This window comes from Draconibacterium halophilum, assembly GCF_010448835.1.
Classification (GTDB): Bacteria; Bacteroidota; Bacteroidia; order Bacteroidales; family Prolixibacteraceae; genus Draconibacterium; species Draconibacterium halophilum.
The window spans coordinates 2,630,119-2,649,241 of the sequence record NZ_CP048409.1; the positions used below are offsets into that span (position 1 = coordinate 2,630,119).

At 40.5% G+C, this 19,123-nt stretch carries 12 protein-coding genes; 4 read left to right on the forward strand and 8 right to left on the reverse strand.

Annotated features, from left to right (window positions below; genetic code table 11):
* Positions 1–22: 22 nt before the first annotated feature.
* The gene (locus G0Q07_RS20525; RefSeq protein WP_214648362.1) at positions 23–5,959 is read left to right on the forward strand and encodes a hypothetical protein; all 5,937 of its coding nucleotides are present in this window, start codon (positions 23–25) and stop codon (positions 5,957–5,959) included.
* Between the two features lie 57 nt (positions 5,960–6,016).
* Here the strand turns inward: G0Q07_RS20525 and G0Q07_RS10530 are convergent, their stop codons facing one another.
* Positions 6,017–6,703, reverse strand: coding sequence for a hypothetical protein (locus G0Q07_RS10530; RefSeq protein WP_163346052.1), 687 nt, complete (start codon positions 6,701–6,703; stop codon positions 6,017–6,019).
* 474 nt (positions 6,704–7,177) lie between these two features.
* Here G0Q07_RS10530 and G0Q07_RS10535 point away from each other — a divergent pair, with 474 nt between their 5' ends.
* The gene (locus G0Q07_RS10535) at positions 7,178–8,869 is read left to right on the forward strand and encodes a M20/M25/M40 family metallo-hydrolase (protein ID WP_163346053.1); all 1,692 of its coding nucleotides are present in this window, start codon (positions 7,178–7,180) and stop codon (positions 8,867–8,869) included.
* Positions 8,870–8,962: 93 nt separating this feature from the next.
* Here the strand turns inward: G0Q07_RS10535 and G0Q07_RS10540 are convergent, their stop codons facing one another.
* From G0Q07_RS10540 to G0Q07_RS10560, 5 genes are all read right to left on the reverse strand, one after another.
* Positions 8,963–10,648: a sugar phosphorylase gene (locus tag G0Q07_RS10540; RefSeq protein ID WP_163346054.1), complete on the reverse strand. Its 1,686-nt coding sequence runs from the start codon at positions 10,646–10,648 to the stop codon at positions 8,963–8,965.
* 12 nt (positions 10,649–10,660) lie between these two features.
* On the reverse strand, positions 10,661–11,878 hold the full coding sequence (locus tag G0Q07_RS10545; protein ID WP_163346055.1) for a glycosyltransferase family protein: 1,218 nt from the start codon (positions 11,876–11,878) through the stop codon (positions 10,661–10,663).
* A 144-nt stretch (positions 11,879–12,022) separates the two neighbouring features.
* The gene (locus G0Q07_RS10550; RefSeq protein ID WP_163346056.1) at positions 12,023–13,474 is read right to left on the reverse strand and encodes a hypothetical protein; all 1,452 of its coding nucleotides are present in this window, start codon (positions 13,472–13,474) and stop codon (positions 12,023–12,025) included.
* A gap of 86 nt (positions 13,475–13,560) precedes the next feature.
* Positions 13,561–14,442, reverse strand: coding sequence for an HAD family hydrolase (locus G0Q07_RS10555; protein WP_163346057.1), 882 nt, complete (start codon positions 14,440–14,442; stop codon positions 13,561–13,563).
* Positions 14,435–15,721: a glycosyltransferase family protein gene (locus G0Q07_RS10560; RefSeq protein WP_163346058.1), complete on the reverse strand. Its 1,287-nt coding sequence runs from the start codon at positions 15,719–15,721 to the stop codon at positions 14,435–14,437. The genes G0Q07_RS10555 and G0Q07_RS10560 overlap by 8 nt, the downstream gene beginning before the upstream one ends.
* 91 nt (positions 15,722–15,812) lie before the next feature.
* Between G0Q07_RS10560 and G0Q07_RS10565 the strand changes: the two genes are divergently transcribed.
* Complete coding sequence (locus G0Q07_RS10565) at positions 15,813–16,688, forward strand: creatininase family protein (protein WP_163346059.1); 876 nt, start codon at positions 15,813–15,815, stop codon at positions 16,686–16,688.
* Between the two features lie 172 nt (positions 16,689–16,860).
* Here G0Q07_RS10565 and G0Q07_RS10570 read toward each other — a convergent pair whose 3' ends face one another.
* Both G0Q07_RS10570 and G0Q07_RS10575 read right to left on the reverse strand, forming a co-directional pair.
* Positions 16,861–17,067 carry a helix-turn-helix domain-containing protein gene (locus tag G0Q07_RS10570; RefSeq protein ID WP_163346060.1) on the reverse strand — a complete coding sequence of 69 codons (207 nt, stop codon included), beginning with the start codon at positions 17,065–17,067 and terminating at the stop codon, positions 16,861–16,863.
* Between the two features lie 3 nt (positions 17,068–17,070).
* Positions 17,071–17,607 (reverse strand): DUF2975 domain-containing protein, encoded by a 537-nt coding sequence (locus G0Q07_RS10575; protein WP_163346061.1) that lies wholly within the window; start codon positions 17,605–17,607, stop codon positions 17,071–17,073.
* Between the two features lie 217 nt (positions 17,608–17,824).
* Between G0Q07_RS10575 and rimO the strand changes: the two genes are divergently transcribed.
* Positions 17,825–19,120, forward strand: a complete 1,296-nt coding sequence (rimO, locus tag G0Q07_RS10580) for a 30S ribosomal protein S12 methylthiotransferase RimO (protein ID WP_163346062.1) — start codon at positions 17,825–17,827, stop codon at positions 19,118–19,120.
* Positions 19,121–19,123: the final 3 nt, after the last annotated feature.

Genomic DNA, 19,123 nt, shown 5'->3' on the forward strand with positions numbered 1-19,123 from the left:
CTTTGTTAATTAACAAATTGATATGAAGCAGGGGTTTACAACGATAATTACCATTTTTATTTTTGTTTTTTGTGTTGGTCAGTCAATGGCTCAACGCGCCAACGGTTTAGCTGTTGAAGGCACCATTACTGTTCAGGAAGGATCTCCCGAAGGTGCAATTGTTCAGATGTATCGCGATGGAAGGCGGCTGGATAATTATGGTGTTGGTGCCGATGGCAGATATAATGTTGAACTGAACTGGAACCACAAATGGGAATTGATCTTTCAGCATGAAGGAAATTTTAGCCAGAAGATTGTTGTTGAAACTGCTGTTCCGCGGGATGTTCTGAATGCCGATCCTAAATTTCCTCCTTTTCCGGTTGATATTAACTTGTTTACCGAAATTCCTGGAATTGATAATTCGTTTGCCGAGAATACAGTCCTCAAAATATTTTATAGTCCGAGTGTCGATAATTTTGTACAGGAACTGTATTACAACGATGCACAAATAGAACGACTAATAAACCAGGCAATCGCAACGGCGCAACAGGTAGATGAAAATGCTGATTTTATGGCCCGCTTAACTCGCGCAGAATTGGCAGAACTCCGAAAAGAGTACAATGAACTGCTGGAACAGGCCGGAGATGAATATAGCAACGAAGATTTTATAGAAGCGCTTGATGGCTACAAAGCTGCCAGTAAGATATTCCCCAGTGAGCAGTTTCCGAAAGACAGGATTGCAGAAATAAACGATCTACTGGGATTGATTATGGCCGCAGAAGAACTGGATGCGGCAATGCTTGCGAGGTTTAATAAGCTGGTTAAGGAAGGCGATTTGCACTTTTCAAATCGTCAGTTATCCGAAGCTAAAAAATCATACGACCGAGCATTGTCGATTAAACCTTTTGATCAATATGTAAACGATCAGCTTAAAAAGATTGCTGAATTACAGGAACAACAGCGTGTTGATGGCAACTATCAGAACCTGATTGCACAAGGCGACCAGGCGATAGATGAACTGTTATTTAATGAAGCTCTTGGTCTTTTTAATCGTGCGCTTGAGATAAAACCCAACGAACAATATCCGAAAGATAAAATTGCCGAAATTAATGGTTTGCTTGCTGAACAGCGCGAGAATCAGGAAGATCAGAAAAACTATGATGATGCAATGACAGAAGGAGAGCGCATGTTTAGCAAGCAGTTCTACGACCGTGCACTAACATCGTTCGAAAATGCATTATCGTATAAGCCTAACGATATACGAGCAACGCGCCGCATTGAGGAAACGAAAAAAGAAATGAAAGACATCCTTAACCGGATGGAATTTGACAAATTTATTGCAGCTGCTGATAAGGCGTACAAAAAGGAAGAGTTCCCAGAGGCTTTGTCAAATTATGAACAGGCCTTGGAGTTAATACCTGATGAACCAAGGACAAAAAAGAGGGTGGAGGAGATCAGCCAGATTCTTTATGCTCAAAATAGTTTTAATGAATTTGTAAGCCAGGCCGATAAACAGTTTGATGCGCAAAGTTATGCCAATGCAAAAACACTTTATGAAAAGGCAGATGAATTAAAGAGTGGAGATAAACATGTTGAGGATAGGTTGCAAGAAATTACTGAAATAATTGCGCAACAGGGAGTTGAAGAGCAGTATGCTCAAGTTATTGAACAGGCTGATAATATGCTGGCAATGAAAAGTTACGAGGATGCCAGGGGTAAATACAATGAAGCTCTTCAAATTAAACCACGGGAACAATACCCAAAAGATAAGCTGGATGAAATTGCTGCGACCTTAAATGAATTGGCTCGTTTGGAAAGAGAATATAAGGACTTGGTTGAAGAGGCTGATCGTTTATTCGAAAGACAAAATTATCCGGATGCTAAATCAATCTTCGCCAAAGCCGCTGAACTCAAACCCGAAGAAACGTACCCATTGGAAATGATGGGTAAGATTGATGGTTTAATTGCTGAACAGGAACTTCTGGCGCAAGAAGCTGCCGAAGCAGAAGCTGCCCGTTTAGCAGCTATCCAGGCAGAAAAAGATAAAAACTACAACGATGCCATTGCCCGTGCCGATGAACTGTTTACTGCTGAGAATTACGAAAACTCACGTAACGAATACCGTGCAGCATTAGACATCAAACCCGAAGAAGCCTACCCGCAACAACGTATTGATGAAATAGGAAATTTTCTTGCCCAACTTTCAGCAGCACAAAAAGCTTACGAAGAAGCCGTTGCAGAAGGAGATCGTGAATTCCGTAGTGAAGGTTGGGATGCTGCAATTGTTGCATACAACACCGCAAAACAAGCTAAAGCCGACGAAGTTTACCCTGATGAACAGCTGGCTAAAATCGATTCGATTGTTACCACAAGAGAACGATTAGCAAGGGAAGCTGCCGAAGCCGAAGCTGCTCGTTTAGCAGCCATCCAGGCAGAAAAAGATAAAAACTATAATGATGCGATTGCACGTGCCGATGAGCTGTTTACTGCAGAGAACTACGAAAACTCCCGCAACGAATACCGCGCAGCTATAGACATTAAACCGGAAGAAACTTATCCGCAGCAACGTATTGATGAAATCGGTAATCTTCTGGCACAACTTTCAGCAGCACAAAAAGCTTACGAAGAAGCTGTTGCCGAAGGCGACCGCGAATTCCGCCGCGAAGGTTGGGATGCTGCAATTGTTGCATACAACACCGCAAAACAAGCTAAAGCCGACGAAGTTTACCCTGATGAACAGCTGGCAAAAATTGATTCGATTGTAACTACAAGAGAACGTCTGGCTCGTGAAGCTGCCGAAGCCGAAGCTGCTCGTTTAGCAGCCATCCAGGCAGAAAAAGATAAAAACTATAATGATGCGATTGCACGTGCCGATGAGCTGTTTACTGCAGAGAACTACGAAAACTCCCGCAACGAATACCGCGCAGCTATAGACATTAAACCGGAAGAAACTTATCCGCAGCAACGTATTGATGAAATCGGTAATCTTCTGGCACAACTTTCAGCAGCACAAAAAGCTTACGAAGAAGCTGTTGCCGAAGGCGACCGCGAATTCCGCCGCGAAGGTTGGGATGCTGCAATTGTTGCATACAACACCGCAAAACAAGCTAAAGCCGACGAAGTTTACCCTGATGAACAGCTGGCAAAAATTGATTCGATTGTAACTACAAGAGAACGTCTGGCTCGTGAAGCTGCCGAAGCCGAAGCTGCCCGTTTAGCAGCCATTCAGGCAGAAAAAGATAAAAACTATAATGATGCGATTGCCCGTGCCGATGAATTGTTTACCGCCGAGAACTACGAAAACTCCCGCAACGAATACCGCGCCGCTTTAGACATTAAACCGGAAGAAACTTACCCACAGCAACGAATTGATGAAATCGGTAATCTTCTGGCACAACTTTCAGCAGCACAAAAAGCTTACGAAGAAGCCGTTGCAGAAGGAGATCGTGAATTCCGTAGTGAAGGTTGGGATGCTGCAATTGTTGCATACAACACCGCAAAACAAGCTAAAGCCGACGAAGTTTACCCTGATGAACAGTTGGCTAAAATTGATTCGATTGTAACTACAAGAGAACGTCTGGCTCGTGAAGCTGCCGAAGCCGAAGCTGCCCGTTTAGCAGCCATTCAGGCAGAAAAAGATAAAATCTATAATGATGCGATTGCCCGTGCCGATGAATTGTTTACCGCCGAGAACTACGAAAACTCCCGCAACGAATACCGCGCCGCTTTAGACATTAAACCGGACGAAACATATCCGCAACAACGTATTGATGAAATAGGAAATTTACTTGCCCAACTTTCAGCAGCACAAAAAGCTTACGAAGAAGCTGTTGCCGAAGGCGACCGCGAATTCCGCCGCGAAGGTTGGGATGCTGCAATTGTTGCATACAACACCGCAAAACAAGCTAAAGCCGACGAAGTTTACCCTGATGAACAGCTGGCAAAAATTGATTCGATTGTAACTACAAGAGAACGTCTGGCTCGTGAAGCTGCCGAAGCCGAAGCTGCCCGTTTAGCAGCCATTCAGGCAGAAAAAGATAAAAACTATAATGATGCGATTGCCCGTGCCGATGAATTGTTTACCGCCGAGAACTACGAAAACTCCCGCAACGAATACCGCGCTGCTTTAGATATTAAACCAGAAGAAACTTACCCACAGCAACGAATTGATGAAATCGGTAATCTTCTGGCACAACTTTCAGTAGCACAAAAAGCTTACGAAGAAGCCGTTGCAGAAGGAGATCGTGAATTCCGTAGTGAAGGTTGGGATGCTGCAATTGTTGCATACAACACCGCAAAACAAGCTAAAGCCGACGAAGTTTACCCTGATGAACAGCTGGCAAAAATTGATTCGATTGTAACTACAAGAGAACGTCTGGCTCGTGAAGCTGCCGAAGCCGAAGCTGCCCGTTTAGCAGCCATCCAGGCAGAAAAAGATAAAAACTATAATGATGCGATTGCACGTGCCGATGAGCTGTTTACTGCTGAGAATTACGAAAACTCACGAAACGAATACCGCGCCGCTTTAGACATTAAACCGGAAGAAACATATCCGCAACAACGTATTGATGAAATAGGAAATTTACTTGCCCAACTTTCAGCAGCACAAAAAGCTTACGAAGAAGCCGTTGCAGAAGGAGATCGTGAATTCCGTAGTGAAGGTTGGGATGCTGCAATTGTTGCATACAACACCGCAAAACAAGCTAAAGCCGACGAAACATATCCGAACGAACAGCTGGCAAAAATCGACTCAATTGTAACAACAAGAGCACGCCTGGCGCAAGAAGCTGCCGAAGCCGAAGCTGCTCGTTTAGCTGGCATCCAAGCTGAAAAAGATAAAAACTACAATGACGCGATTGCCCGCGCCGATGAATTGTTTACCGCAGAGAACTACGAAAACTCACGAAACGAATACCGTGCAGCGTTGGATATTAAACCGGAAGAAACTTATCCGCAGCAACGAATTGATGAAATAGATCGAATCGTGAGAGAATTAGCGGCTGAACAAGCTGCACAGGAAGAGCTGGATCGCAAATATGCGAATTTGATTGTACAGGCTGATCGTTTATTCTCGGCAAGTAGTTACACTGCATCGAGGGAGAACTATACGGAGGCTTCCACATTAAAGCCTGAAGAAACTTATCCGAAAGATAAAATTGTAGAGATAGATAAAATCCTTGAGCAACAAGCTATCGATGAGAAATATCGGAATGTAATTGTTGTAGCAGATGGCCATTTCAGAACGCAGGATTATGATGATGCCCGTTTACAATACGAGATTGCTTTGGGTGTAAAACCTGATGAAGAATATCCGAAAGAGCAGATAAGAAAAATTGATGAAATACGCGAAAACGAACGTCGGCGAATTGCACAAGAACAAGCTGCTGCCGAGGATATGGGTAGAAGAAGAGAGCAAATTGCACAGCTGGAAGAGGAACTTGATGAACAGCGAATTTTGGAAGAATCGGGCTTGAATGCACTTTACGATGAGATCATTAAAAAAGCAGATGGTTCGTTTGACATTGAGCAATATAACGTATCGAGAGCCTGGTATTACAAAGCGCAGGATCTGAAACCGGAAGAAGCTTATCCGCCGCAGCGCATTGCGGAAATAAACCGGATTTTAGGTGAAATGATGTTGAGCGAGCGGGATCGGGAGTATCAACGTTTTATCGATTTGGCAGATGAGAGTTTACGAAACAATGAACTGGCAGTGGCAAGAGGTTGGTACAATCAGGCCTTGTCGCAAAAGGATAATGAAAACTATCCGAGAGAACAGTTGCGTGAAATCGAGCGTCGTGTAGCCGAGCGTGTTGCCGGACAAAGTCAGCAACAGTTTGAGAACTTTAAAACCACGGCCAACAGTGCTTTCGAGGCGGGGAATTATAATGTGGCCCGTTTCTACTACCGAAAAGCCTTGGAGTTAAGATCGGATGATGCGGAGGTTAAAGAAAAATTACAGGAAATAGAATCTTTATAAGACTATAAAAGCCCGGTAATTAAATTCTTCCGGGCTTTTTTGTGAGATAATGTTGCACTAATACTTCGAAAATTCTCTGTTTAAACATTTTAACATATCCAGATTCAACGTTTCGGAAAATATACGAACGATATATGTTAGTTTCCCCTCGTTGAATATTGCTCCCTGCTCGGCATCGAAAAGTTTGCAAACGCCGTTGTACCTCATTTGTTCAATCGCACTGTCAAACTCTTCCTGGGTAAAATGTCTGTCTAAAACAAAATATCCTTTGTGTTCTTCCTTCTGATCCATATAAAAATCAGGTTCCAATTCTCTCAAAACAAACGGTTTGCTCACGATTGTTTTAACCTCTTTATCAAAATGAAGTTTGTCCGCAAATTTCACGTTTTTTTTACTCAGACACTCCTGCAGTTTTACCAACTGACTGTAATCAGGAAAATCTTTTATACGAATTGCCGCATATTGTTTTCCTTCTGATTCTATTATTGCACTGGCAATGTTAATGTGTTCCAGCAGGCATTTTTCTAAACTTGCAGAGTAGCACATTAACTCTTCAAGGAAATAGAAATGTTTGGTGAAAAGAAAGATCGAATTGGGTTTTGCCATTCGCGGTACATGTCCGTAATAATCCGCATACGGTGTTGAGGCTTCAGCTATATAGACATTGAACGGGGTGTTTAGCGGAATTTGAACGAGTTTTTCATATTTGTAGATTATTCCGGTTAAGTTTATATTGTTTTCCATAGTATTGATTTTAAAATGATTGAGTTAAAATTGAATCTTAAAACGTTATTGATCATTACGATTAAGGATGACTAAATGTTATACTTTTGTTCTAATTCATCTCCTGTAGAAACCGGAAATCGTAATTATAAATTTTCATCCGTGCGTGGAAATTCAATAGTTTTATCTTGTATATAGAAACATCGAACAAGACATAAAAAGAAAGCTTGTAATATGACAAATGTCTAATTCGGAAAGCTCATTATTTATTACTATTGTAATGACGAAATGTTATTTATTTATTGCTTAGGTTGTCAAATTGATCTTTGGTCAGGTTGAATTTATTTATTCTGTATATAATTTGCCATTGTAGGTATAAAATTAAAATTAGGAGTTGTGTAATTTTATGAGTGTTTAGTTACCTATAAAACTGAATTTGTTTGATGAAAAATATCAACATTGTAAAAAAACATAATTACAAATAATTTAAATCGTATGAAAAAATTCTCTTTATTCTTAATTCTTTTTATTTCAGGGCATTTGTTAGTTGCCCAAAATGAGGTTGAAAAAGGTTTGGAGGCCATTACCAAGGAGTCACTTAAAGGGCAATTGGAGTTTCTGGCATCCGACTGGACTGAAGGCCGCGCCGTAGGAACAAAAGGAGCTTATATAGCTGCTGATTACATTGCATCGATGTTTCAAACTTATGGAATTCAGCCTTTTGGTGACGAGGCTTACACGCGACCATCGCGAAGTGAACGAATGGCCGGCGCACGACCTGAAATGTACCGCACTTATTATCAGAGTTTTGGCCTTATAGAATATGAACCTGGTGATGAACAGGTATTTTCGGTTGTTACCAGCAAACCGGGAAGCGAAAGTTCTATGGATTTTGTCTATCGAACCGATTTTTATGTACAAACAGGAACGGTTGGACAGAAAGTTCAGGCTCCACTGGTTTTTGCAGGATATGGCTATTCCGATGAAAGCAAAACTTACGATGATCTGAAAAAAATTGATGTTGACGGAAAAATTGTTGTGATCTTGCAGGGCTATCCCGGACATGGAGACACTACTTCAGCCGGTTACGAAAAGTATAAGCCTGAAGGACGTTATGCCGCCTATTACCTTGAGCGCAATAAAATACAAGGATTACAAGATGCAGGAGCTTTGGCCGTAATTCGAATAAGTCCGGATGCCAACCCGATGAAGGGATGGGCCCAAAATGACATATACAGAGATAACGGAGGTTTTAACGAAAGCGATAAACGACCAAATCCGTATTACGGAAACAGAATGTCCTTACCCGGAAAAGAACTAGGCGGAAACTTATCAACTTTTACAGTTTCTGAACGGGTTGCTAACGAAATTCTTTCAGGGTCAGGTATTAATATTGAAAAATTTGAGGAGGAAGTGGCTAAAAGTTTGCAACCGGCCTCACAGGAATTGGCAGGTAAATCGGCAGCCTTTAAAACATCGGTAAACTCGAAAGTAGTTAACGCCAGAAATGTAGTTGGTTATATTGAAGGCGAAAATAAAGATGAATTTATTGTTGTTGGCGGACATTACGATCATTTGGGGAAATGGGATGGTGTGATATACAACGGAGCCGATGATAACGCTTCGGGAACAGTTGGTGTGATGGAGATTGCCAAAGCTTTTATGGCTACGGGTAAAAAGCCGGAGAAATCGGTAGTTTTTGCGGCATGGACCGGTGAGGAAAAAGGATTGTTTGGTTCTACCTATTTTGTTCGCGAGGCCAAAGAGAAGAATGAAAATGTGGTGTTGAATTTGAATTACGACATGATTGCACGTAATCCTGAAAATGACAGTTTAGGTAATCAGGCACATATGGTTTACACTGAAGCAAACACTGTAATTGGCGAAACTACCAAAAAGAATATTGAAGATTACGATATTAATTTGGACCTTGAATTACGCCCTTCGGAACGTCCGGGAGGTGGAAGCGACCATGCTCCGTTTGCACAAGAAGATATTCCGATTTTCTATTTTATGGCTGCCATGCATCCCGATTATCATCAGCCATCAGACGAGTTGAGCAAAATTAACTGGGAAAAAATGCAGAATATTATAAAAGTTGGTTTTCTGAATACCTGGAAATTTGCAAACAGCGATGATTGGAAAAAAACTACAGTAAAACCTGAAGCTGAAGTAGAAACTGAATAATATTTAACAACAACTAATAAAAGTGAAAGGCTGCCATTTTTGGTGGCCTTTATTATTTCTAAATGTTGGAAACTATTTTCTCAGAATTCAGTCTTAGCTTTTTACCAACCACAAACACTGGTAAGGCTTTAGTTTACCTGAGTCAACTGTTGAATCTGAAATCAGATCAAACTTAAATCCATCAGGGATTTGGACTTCCTTTACTTCGTGGCAGAGATTAATAATCACCAGAATGTTTTGATTCCCGGCCGATCTTTTAAGAACAAACAAATCCGTTCCAAAATCCAGTATTTCCTGGCCGGCATTAGGATGAAAAGCAGCTTGTTCTTTCCGAATTTTTATCAGATGTTGTAAAGATTGAAATACCTTCTTTTGTGGCGTATCACTGTTTAGCACTTTTTGCAATTCATCGACTTGCCATTTACGGCGATTTATAGTACGGTTGTGCTTCGTCTTCTCAACGCCCTCGTAGTAATTTGGTGTTGCTGTTAGACTGTGAATATAAAATGCAGGAACGCCTGCCAAACTCATCATACATATCTGCGAAGCCAGAAATCTGTCCGTCTGAAACTGATCTTCGCCTTTGTGTGTGCCTTTAAGTGCATCAAAATAGGTAATATTCAGTTCGTAGGGGCTTTGGCTGCCATCAGGATTGGATTTGTAGTTTACCATGCCGCCAAAACCTTTCATATTTTCCACCAAAGTGTTTTTCTCGTCTTCAGGTAAAAGTCCTTCTAACGGACGAACGCCTATTCCATCGTGCGAAGATGTAAAATTGAAAAATGTTTTATCTCCATCGAGTTGAGGTAAGCTTTTTGCCCAGGTTGTCAAATAACTCGAATTACCTGTATGTAATGCATGCAGTAGCAGGGGAGGAAGGCTGAATTGATAAACCATATGTGCTTCGTCGCCTTCGCCAAAATAGCTCAGATTTTCCTTATTTGGTACATTGGTTTCGGTAAGAATAATAGTATTCGGATTGATAAATTCGGCAACATCGCGCATCAGTTTTACCACTTCGTGTGTTTCCGGTAAGTGTAAACAGGTTGTTCCAACTACTTTCCACAAAAACGCTATCGCATCAAGGCGAATAATTCGTGCGCCTTTGTCGATATAACCAAGCAGGATGTCCATCATTTCAACCAACAGATCGGGGTTGGAAAAATTCAGATCTACCTGATCGGCACTAAAAGTTGTCCAAACATGTTTGGTGCCATTTGCGGTTTCGTACGGCGTTAAAAGTGGTGTATTACGCGGACGAGTTACCTGTGAAAGATCTGTTTCCGGATCTTCAGTAATAAAATAATCTTTACCCTTTCCGTGCTGCTTTAAAAAGTTTTTAAACCACTGGCTTTTGCTCGATGCATGATTAATCACCAAATCGGCCATCAGGTCGTAATCTTTTGTCAGATCTTCAATGTCGCACCAGTCGCCCAGTTCGGGATTCACCTTTCTGAAATCGATCACCGAAAAACCATCGTCGCTGCTGTATGGGAAAAAAGGTAAAATATGTACGACGGTTAGCTGTTCATTCAAATTTTCATTTAAGAATGAGCGTAGTGTTTGTAGCGGAGCTTCATCATCCGTTTTTATACTATCGCCATATGTTATCAAAACCACATCATCTTCATTCCATTTCTGGCCTTTCGAAGAGTTAATTCCGTAGGATGAAATTACGTTTATAAGGTCGGTAAGAATTGCTTCATCGTACTTTTCTTTGTAGATAAACTTTAGCCGGCTTTCAATATTTTTGATGAAAGAAGTATCGGGATTAATCATATTTCTTCGATTTTAGATGATATTGTTATCTGCTTCTACGATCTCACGAAATTCTTCCAAAATTCCTGGAAAGGCACTTTGCACCCTTTTCCAGCTGGGCATTAATGGTACGTTGTCAGGATTATCAAGAAAGGAAATGCCCGATTGATAAACATTTTTCACAAACAGGTCGATTACTTCCTCTTCTTTATGAAAATCGTATGTTAGACCATTCATTGCGGCATCTGCTTTATAAAGTTCAACAAATTCAAGTGCTATGCGGTAATAAGTTGCTTTCAGCGTTCTGAAAAATGCCGGAGTTAGGGTAATACCATCAGAAGCCAGTTTGGCAAAAATTGCCCTTGAAACATCGCGACTCATTTTTGATAATCCTTGCTCGGCATCCTCTATGGAAAGCGATTGGTGTTTATGGTCGTAGCGATCGGCAATTTCAACCTGGCAAATTCGGTTAAAAGAGTTGTTGCGTTCCACCTCGTTTAAAATACCAATTTCAAGTCCCCAGTCATAAGGTATACGAATGGTTTTAATTACGTCGGCACGCATTGAAAACTCACCTGCAAGCGGGTAACGAAAGCTATCAAGATACTCCAGGTATGTGTGGTGTCCCAGCAGTTTTTTTAATGTACGTAGCAACGGTGTAACCAAAAGTCGTACAGCCCGGCCATGCAGTTTCTCGTCATCGGTTCTGAAATAGTAACCTTTACAATATTTAAAATTGAACGATGGATCGGCAACCGGGTAAATCAAACGTGCAAGCATTTCACGGTTATAGGTAATAATATCAGCATCGTGCAGCGCAATAGCTTCCGATCGGGCAGATGCAATCATATAACCAAAACAAAACCAAACGTTTCGTCCTTTCCCAGGAACGGTAGTAACGATGTTTTTCGACGCAAGCTTTTTCTTGAAATCCTGCATGCGTGGTCCGTCGTTCCATAAAACCCGGTGGTGTTGTGGTAGCTCTGCAAAAAATTCCAAAGCATTTTTATATTGATAATCGTCGGCACGATCCAGTCCAATTACAATCTCATCAATGTATGGTATCCCTTTTAAAATAGATACAATGTCTTTCAGTGCCTGACGCGATAGTTCTGAATATAAAGAGGGTATAATTAATCCAATGGGTCTTTTTTTACTAAATTTTTCCAATTTTTGTTCCAGCTCTTCATAAGGCCGGGCACGTAAATTATGCAGTGTTGCTACAAATCCATTCTGATAAAAATCTCCCATTTTCTACTATTTTAATTGTCAAATAACTGATGTTTGTTGCTTTGCCGTCAGCAACCTTTTAAATATAAATAAAAAGTTGTTTTAAACGGTACTCATATATTTTGAATTGCTGAGTTTAACAACATTATTAACACACGTACTTTTTTACAATTCGCGCATATACATACTTTTTATTATTGGCTCGAGTTTTTCGGCAATAATTTTATGATCGAGTTTTTCTTTTAGAACCTTAAGGTTATGCATTACAACCTTGTTTCGGTATGGAATATCGTTAAGTAAGCGGTAAGCCGAATCAACCAGTTCATTTGTTACACCACCGCCATCGATTGCCGGAAGATCAAACCCGTATTGTTCAATTTCCTCCTTATACACTTCGTATTTATTGATTACCGCCGGCAATCCGTACGACATCATTTCCAGTAGATTATTTCCAAAGCCTTCCACATCGCTAAAATAGGTTCCAATTCCGCCGTGGGCAGCTATTATCGAAGGAATTTCAGCAAATTTGTAAAACTTTCTGTCCACAATAATATCGCGGTGCGAAAGGATGTTGTGCTCGCCAAATATCAGTACCACATTACTGTCGGGATTAGTTTTGCAAAGTTCGGTGTAATGCACGTAAAGATTATTCAGGTACTGGTTCTGTTCATCGCCCGAATGACCACTAACAATTACTGCAACACATTTATTTTCTTTGTTTTTGGTGAATTTCTTTTCCAGTTCAAAAGCCAGATCGATGGCTAACTCAATTTTCTTTCGCGGAACAACGCGGGTGTGTTGTAATAAAAGAACGGTATCGTCCATGGTAAAACCACGGCTTTCAACTTGTTGTACAAGACCGATATCTTTCATGAAAGAGTCGTTGTAATTGTCTTGCACCGGACAAATTAATTCTTCTGTTTGCGGGTCTATTTCTTCCCAATCCCAAGGAATTTCGCAGGTATTTGGGACAACCGTTGTACGCAGTTTAAAGAATTTCTCCAGTTTGCTGGCGTTGAGCTGTTCAAAAAGCCTTTTTCCCAAATCGATTTGCTGCCTGTTAATAAATGCAATGGAGTTTACAAAAGTTACTCCTGGCAAGTATTTTAGGTATTTTTGAATCACCTCGTTGGGATTCGAAAAAATATCGCGCTCGAAATACGAGTCGTGCCACCAAACCATTAATTTGGGCCAGATAATTCCTTCGGCACGCAACTCTTCAATGTAATAACCTAAACCTACTGCTGTAATAAAATTATACGGATGCGAGGTGTTGTGCGCAATAATAAGGTCGATATCGTTTTCGTCAACCCACTCCTGAATAACTTCTTTTGCGTACAAAGCGTTTTCATGAATCAGCTCATCCAGCCCTTCTGTATCCGGATTATTGAAATTATTCAAAATGGTTTTGTGCGCTTCACTTTTATGCCAGAATACATCGTTTGTTTGCGCATTAAATCGCGGCGAAGAGTGTGCAGCTAAAAAGAAAAAGTTACCAATGTTAATCCCCATATGTTCCGACATGGCTTCAACTGTTTGGTCGATAACAATGGAAACACCGTCGTTTTTGCCAATTAAGGAATGAATAATTCCTACTCGTAATTCGTTTAACTTCATTCGTTTGTATTTTAATATTCAGCGGTAACTCATGTAACTCGCATAATCTTGTTCCTGTTTATAAAGAAACTTTTTTCATGCTCGTTTCATCCTATAATTTTCGCAAGTTGTTTTAAATCGTTGATAATAAAATCTGGGAACATCCCTTTTACCCGTTGGTCGTCTTCGCGTAAGCGCAGGGAGCGTTCGTCGCCGGCAAAAAGTACTGTTCGCACTCCTGCTTTTGTGGCTGTGTAAACGTCTTTCAGCATATCGTTGCCTACAAAAATGGTTTCTGATGGTTCAATATTATACTTGTTACTGAGCACAGGAATAATCTTGTCAAACAAAGCAGTATCAGGTTTTGCCCGTAGTTCTTTGTACGAGAATACCGAAAGGTCTTCATCAAAAAGGGTAATATGTTGATCGGTTGAAAATTTACCTGTCAGAAAATAATTCATGATAATGGGCGTATAGAACTGTGCGTTGGAAACGATACCGATGGGTAGGCCCATATTCTTTATTTCAAGCAGCACTTCTTTCATTCCCGGCATGGGATAAACGCGGTTACTCAGCAGCTCGAAAACCATAATAATATCGGCCCACGATTCGCTACCGCTCAGTTTTAGTAGACCTTTGTTTTCAGCCGCTTCAAACATTCCCTGCCAAACCTCAAAAATATCGACATCGGGAAAAGGAATTCCTTTACTTTTTAGCGCTTCATGTTGCTTTTTAACTTGCTCCTGTAACTGCTCAAGCAAATGGCTACATGTTTCTTCTTTACAGTTTGACAGGTCGAATCCACCGGCTTCCATGGCAGCGCGCATGTTGTCTTTATTCAACGATGCCTGATCGATATCGCCTGACGAAGAAATAAGCAGCGTTCCGTAAATATCGAATATAACCGCTTTAATTTTTTCTTTCGAATCAGTTTTTAAGTTGGGGCAAAAAGTAGTAGGGACGGGTTGCAGTTTTTCTGAACTATCCAACCATTTTTTTATATCGTTTCTGAAGTTTAATTCCATATCCTTGCAAAGAATAGTTGTTTTTGATAATTGTCTTGTTTTTTTCTGTAATATATGACTTTACGTCACTAAACAAAGTGTTTAGTATGGGGTTTTGTTCAAATAGTTTGTGTTTTTCTATCTTTCCGCTAACAACTCCCTGAATGATCTCCATCTGCATTTTTAAGTTCAGATCTTTGAAATCAGTTTTAATTCCGGGAATATTCAATTTATAATACAGCGTAGGGAAGCTAAAACCATCGTTTTTAAAATCGCGGGTAATAAAATCAATATCGCGGCCAACAACCGGTGTATCGAGTAACCAGGGTTCCAGGTATACCATTCCAAATCCTTCTTTGTAGCTTGTTGTGATGCAGAAGTCAGTTCCACGCAATAACTTTTCGAAGTTTACTTTTTTACCGGCTTCAAATACAATATCAATTTCATTATCGTTGCAGAACTTAATCCACTGGTTATACATTTCAATTTCAACCGGATTTTGTGGTGGTTGTGTTACCGCAAAATTTGCACGGTGCCGGAACAGTATCGAGAGCAGAATAAACTCACCAATATTTTTTCGCTGAATTACCCGCACCGGGTAAGTTACCAATAGCTTGTTGGCATCAATATTTAACTCTTCGCAAATGGCTTTTTTTGCGTCTGTTTTTTCTGGTAGATCGCCCGATGCATTAAAAGTTACCGGATTGGGTAGCCACTCAATACGGTCGTCGGTTACTCCCAGCCCTTGCAATCGCTCAAAATCAAACGAATTCAACACTCCAAAATGGTAGTTGGGTAGCTTTGGATAAAGCACTTCGTTAATATTTTGCGAAAAATTACCATAGATAATTTCTTCCAGAAATGCATAATTACTGGGGCGGTCTTCAGCAAAATCATGCGCATGGTTAAACACTTTAACGCCTTCTTTTGCCAGCAAATAAACGGCATAAGTTACAATAGGGTTTTTCCCCAGGTTGAGATTATGAAAATGCAAAACCGTGTCGGGAGTAATATAGTCCCGAATTTCGCTATGTATTTTGTGCAGCATTTCCATCGCCTCTTGGTCGGTGTATTTGCGGCGCTCGAGATAGTCCAGTTCCGGAATAATATGAAGCTCCGCATTTGGCGATGTTATTTTTCCGGCATCGGGGCAGGCGCCCACCAATACTTTTATTTCTTCGCCTTCAAGGCTGTCTATCTGCGATTGGATTATCCGGGTAACACCACCGGGATTTAAATGACTATGTATAATTACTACTGGCATCTTGTAAGTTTATGGATAAAAATAGAAAATCGTTGCTAATTAATTTCTAAGAGTCTATTTTTATGAAAATATTAACTAAAACCTAAGACCTATGAGAAAAGTTGCAACAGTATTGCTTTTAACCATCACTACGTTTGTTTATGCACAGGATTTATCATACCGCCTGGAAGAATTAACCGCTCCCGATTTTATTCAAGCCGTTGAAAAGAGTTCAAAAACCTGTATTATTCCTATTGGTGTAATGGAAAAGCACGGCCCTCAATTGCCTTTGGGTACCGATTTGTACCTATCGCGAGAATATTCGCTTCGGGCCGCAGAACAGGAATATACAGTGGTTTTTCCGTGGTATTATTTTAGCCAGATAAACGAAGCCCGTCATCAGCCAGGAACTATTTCATATTCGCCTGAACTGATTTGGCAAATGTTACAGGAAACACTGGATGAATTGCACCGCAATGGTTTTGAAAAGATCATAATTGTAAACGGTCATGGTGGCAACAATGCTTTCTTGAACTATTTTGGAATGGCGCAACTCTCCGAACCACGCGGTTATTCGTTGTACTGGTTTCGTCCTGAAAGTGATCCAGAGGTGAAGAAAAAAGCAGAAGCCTTAACACGGCATGATCCGTTCGATGCTCATGCCGGAAATAGCGAAACTTCGGCGATGGCTGCAACAAAACCTGATGTGGTGCATGTTGACCGTGCAAAACAACAGACGGGAGTTAATCAGAATCGGATGAATAAACTAAAATATGTTTACACCGGAATTTGGTGGTACGCCAGTTACCCAAATCATTATGGTGGCGAAGCCTGGGAGGCCAATGCAGAAGCTGGGGAGTTGCTTATAAATGAAAAGGTAGAACAACTGGTAGAAATGATTAAACTGGTAAAAGCTGATACGGTGGTTCGTGAATTGCAGAATCAGTTTTTTAATGAAGCAGCTGATCCGTTGAAAACTAAACAATAGTTTGAGTAATCAGCACTTTTTACAAATGTTACATTTCTGATTGTCATTCCGAACGTAGAGAGGAATCTGTTTCTGTTTAAGCGCTGCGGTAACAGATTTCTCCTCATCCTTTGTCGAAATGACAAGGTAATCTTACATTGACTTCATCATGAATAATTTATGAGTGTAAGAATTATTCCTCCACATATTCCAGCAAATCACCAGGCTGACAGTCCAGAGCCTCACAAATGGCTTCGAGCGTGCTAAAACGAACAGCTTTGGCTTTGCCAGTTTTAAGAATCGAAAGGTTGGCCAGTGTGATGTTTACTTTCTCTGACAGTTCGTTGAGCGACATTTTCCGCCGCGCCATCATTACATCAAGATTTACGATAATTGGCATAGCTTATACGGTTAAATCATTTTCAGACTGTAACTCAACTCCACGCTTAAATATTTGCGAAATGATAAATACCAGGCCGGCCATAAACAAATAAGGACCATGATCCCATGAATCATTTAATTCGCCGGCCTTTTCTCCAAGCCATGCAAAAAATCCTCCTGCAGAAATTGATAAAATCCAAATTGAAAAAAGAAGATAGCTGATTCGTTCTAATCTTTCGATAACTTCTTTGGTGAATGGATTAGACAATTGTATTCTTTTTAATAATCTTAATACCATAATCCAAATCGAGATATTTAATAGACTTCTTGATATTACTAATACAATTATGAGTGTATAATATTCCGGATTTGTTTCTAATAAATTGAACCAATCTTGCATAAAAAACAAATCTGTAAGTGGTTTTCCTTGAGCAAGAAAGGCTAGACTCATAAACACAATACCTCCCATTTTAAGAAAATACCAGGTAATTGACAGGTACACCAAAAATTTCATTACAGCCAGCACTTGTTGGGTTCGGGTTAGTTCTTTGTTTTTCATTGTGAGCTATTTTATTTTTAAACGAAAATAAATAAAAAATTATTGAAAAACAATAAATAAAAGTCTTAAATCAATAAATATTTGTTGATTGGTACTGTTTGGATGATAAATACACTATTATTAGTGTGTGTTATATTTCAATAGTTAGTAGCTCATACTTTCTTAATTCAGACAAATTTATCTTTACTTTGCAGCCGGAAAAGAAAGAAGAAAAGTTATGGCGAAGAAAAGGGTAAATGTGGTAACCATGGGATGTTCGAAAAACCTGGTTGATTCGGAGGTTTTACTGAACCAGTTGCAGAAGGGGAAGTTTGAAGTGTTGCACGATTCGAACGAAACCAATTTTGATGCAGTATTTGTAAATACCTGTGGTTTTATTCACGATGCCAAGCAGGAATCGATTGATATGATCCTGGATTATGCGGAGGCTAAAAAACGTGGCGAAATCGACAAACTTTACGTTATGGGATGTCTCTCGGAACGTTACCACAACGATCTGCAAGCAGAATTACCCGAAGTAGACAAATACTTTGGTAAGTTTGATATGAAAGCCATGGTGGAAGAGCTAAAAGTTACCTACGCGCCCGAATACATATACGAGCGTAAAATTACCACGCCATCGCATTTTGCGTACCTGAAAATTTCGGAAGGTTGTAACCGTTCATGTTCGTTTTGTGCTATCCCCAAAATGACTGGCCGACACCAATCGCGCACCATCGAAAGCCTTGTGATGGAAGCCCGTTACCTGGCAAAAAAAGGAGTAAAGGAACTGTTGCTGATTGCTCAGGATCTTTCGTATTACGGAATCGATTTGTACGGTAAAAACCAACTGGCAGAATTGATCAACAAAGTTTCGGAAGTGGAAGGAATTGAGTGGATTCGTTTGCATTATTTGTATCCGACCAAATTCCCGATGGAGATTTTGCCGGTAATGCGCGAAAACCCGAAAGTGTGCAAATACCTTGATATGCCGTTGCAGCACATTTCAAACCGCGTGCTGAAAAATATGTTGCGCCATGTTACCCGCGAGGAAACCGAGGCGTTGATCGCCAAAATAAAAGAAGAAGTACCTGGAGTCGTAATCAGAACTACGATGCTTGTTGGATTCCCGGGTGAAACGGAGGAAGACTTTGAAGAGTTGAAAGAGTTCGTTCAGGAGCAGAAATTTGGCCGACTGGGTGTATTTCCGTATTCGAATGAAGATGGCACATACGCCGCCAATAAATTCGAAGACAATTTGCCCGACGAAGTGAAACAGGCTCGTGCCGATGAGATCATGGAAGTGCAGCAATATATTTCTGCCGAACTCAACCAGCAGAAAATAGGGAAGGATTTCGATGTGATTATCGACCGAAATGAAAGCGATTACTACGTTGGACGTACCGAATTTGATTCGCCTGAAGTAGACGGAGAAGTTTATATTACAACCGACAAGGAAATAAAAAACGGCACCATTGTTAAAGCGAAAATAACAGGTGCCGAAGATTATGACTTGTATGGAGAACTTGTTTAGAGC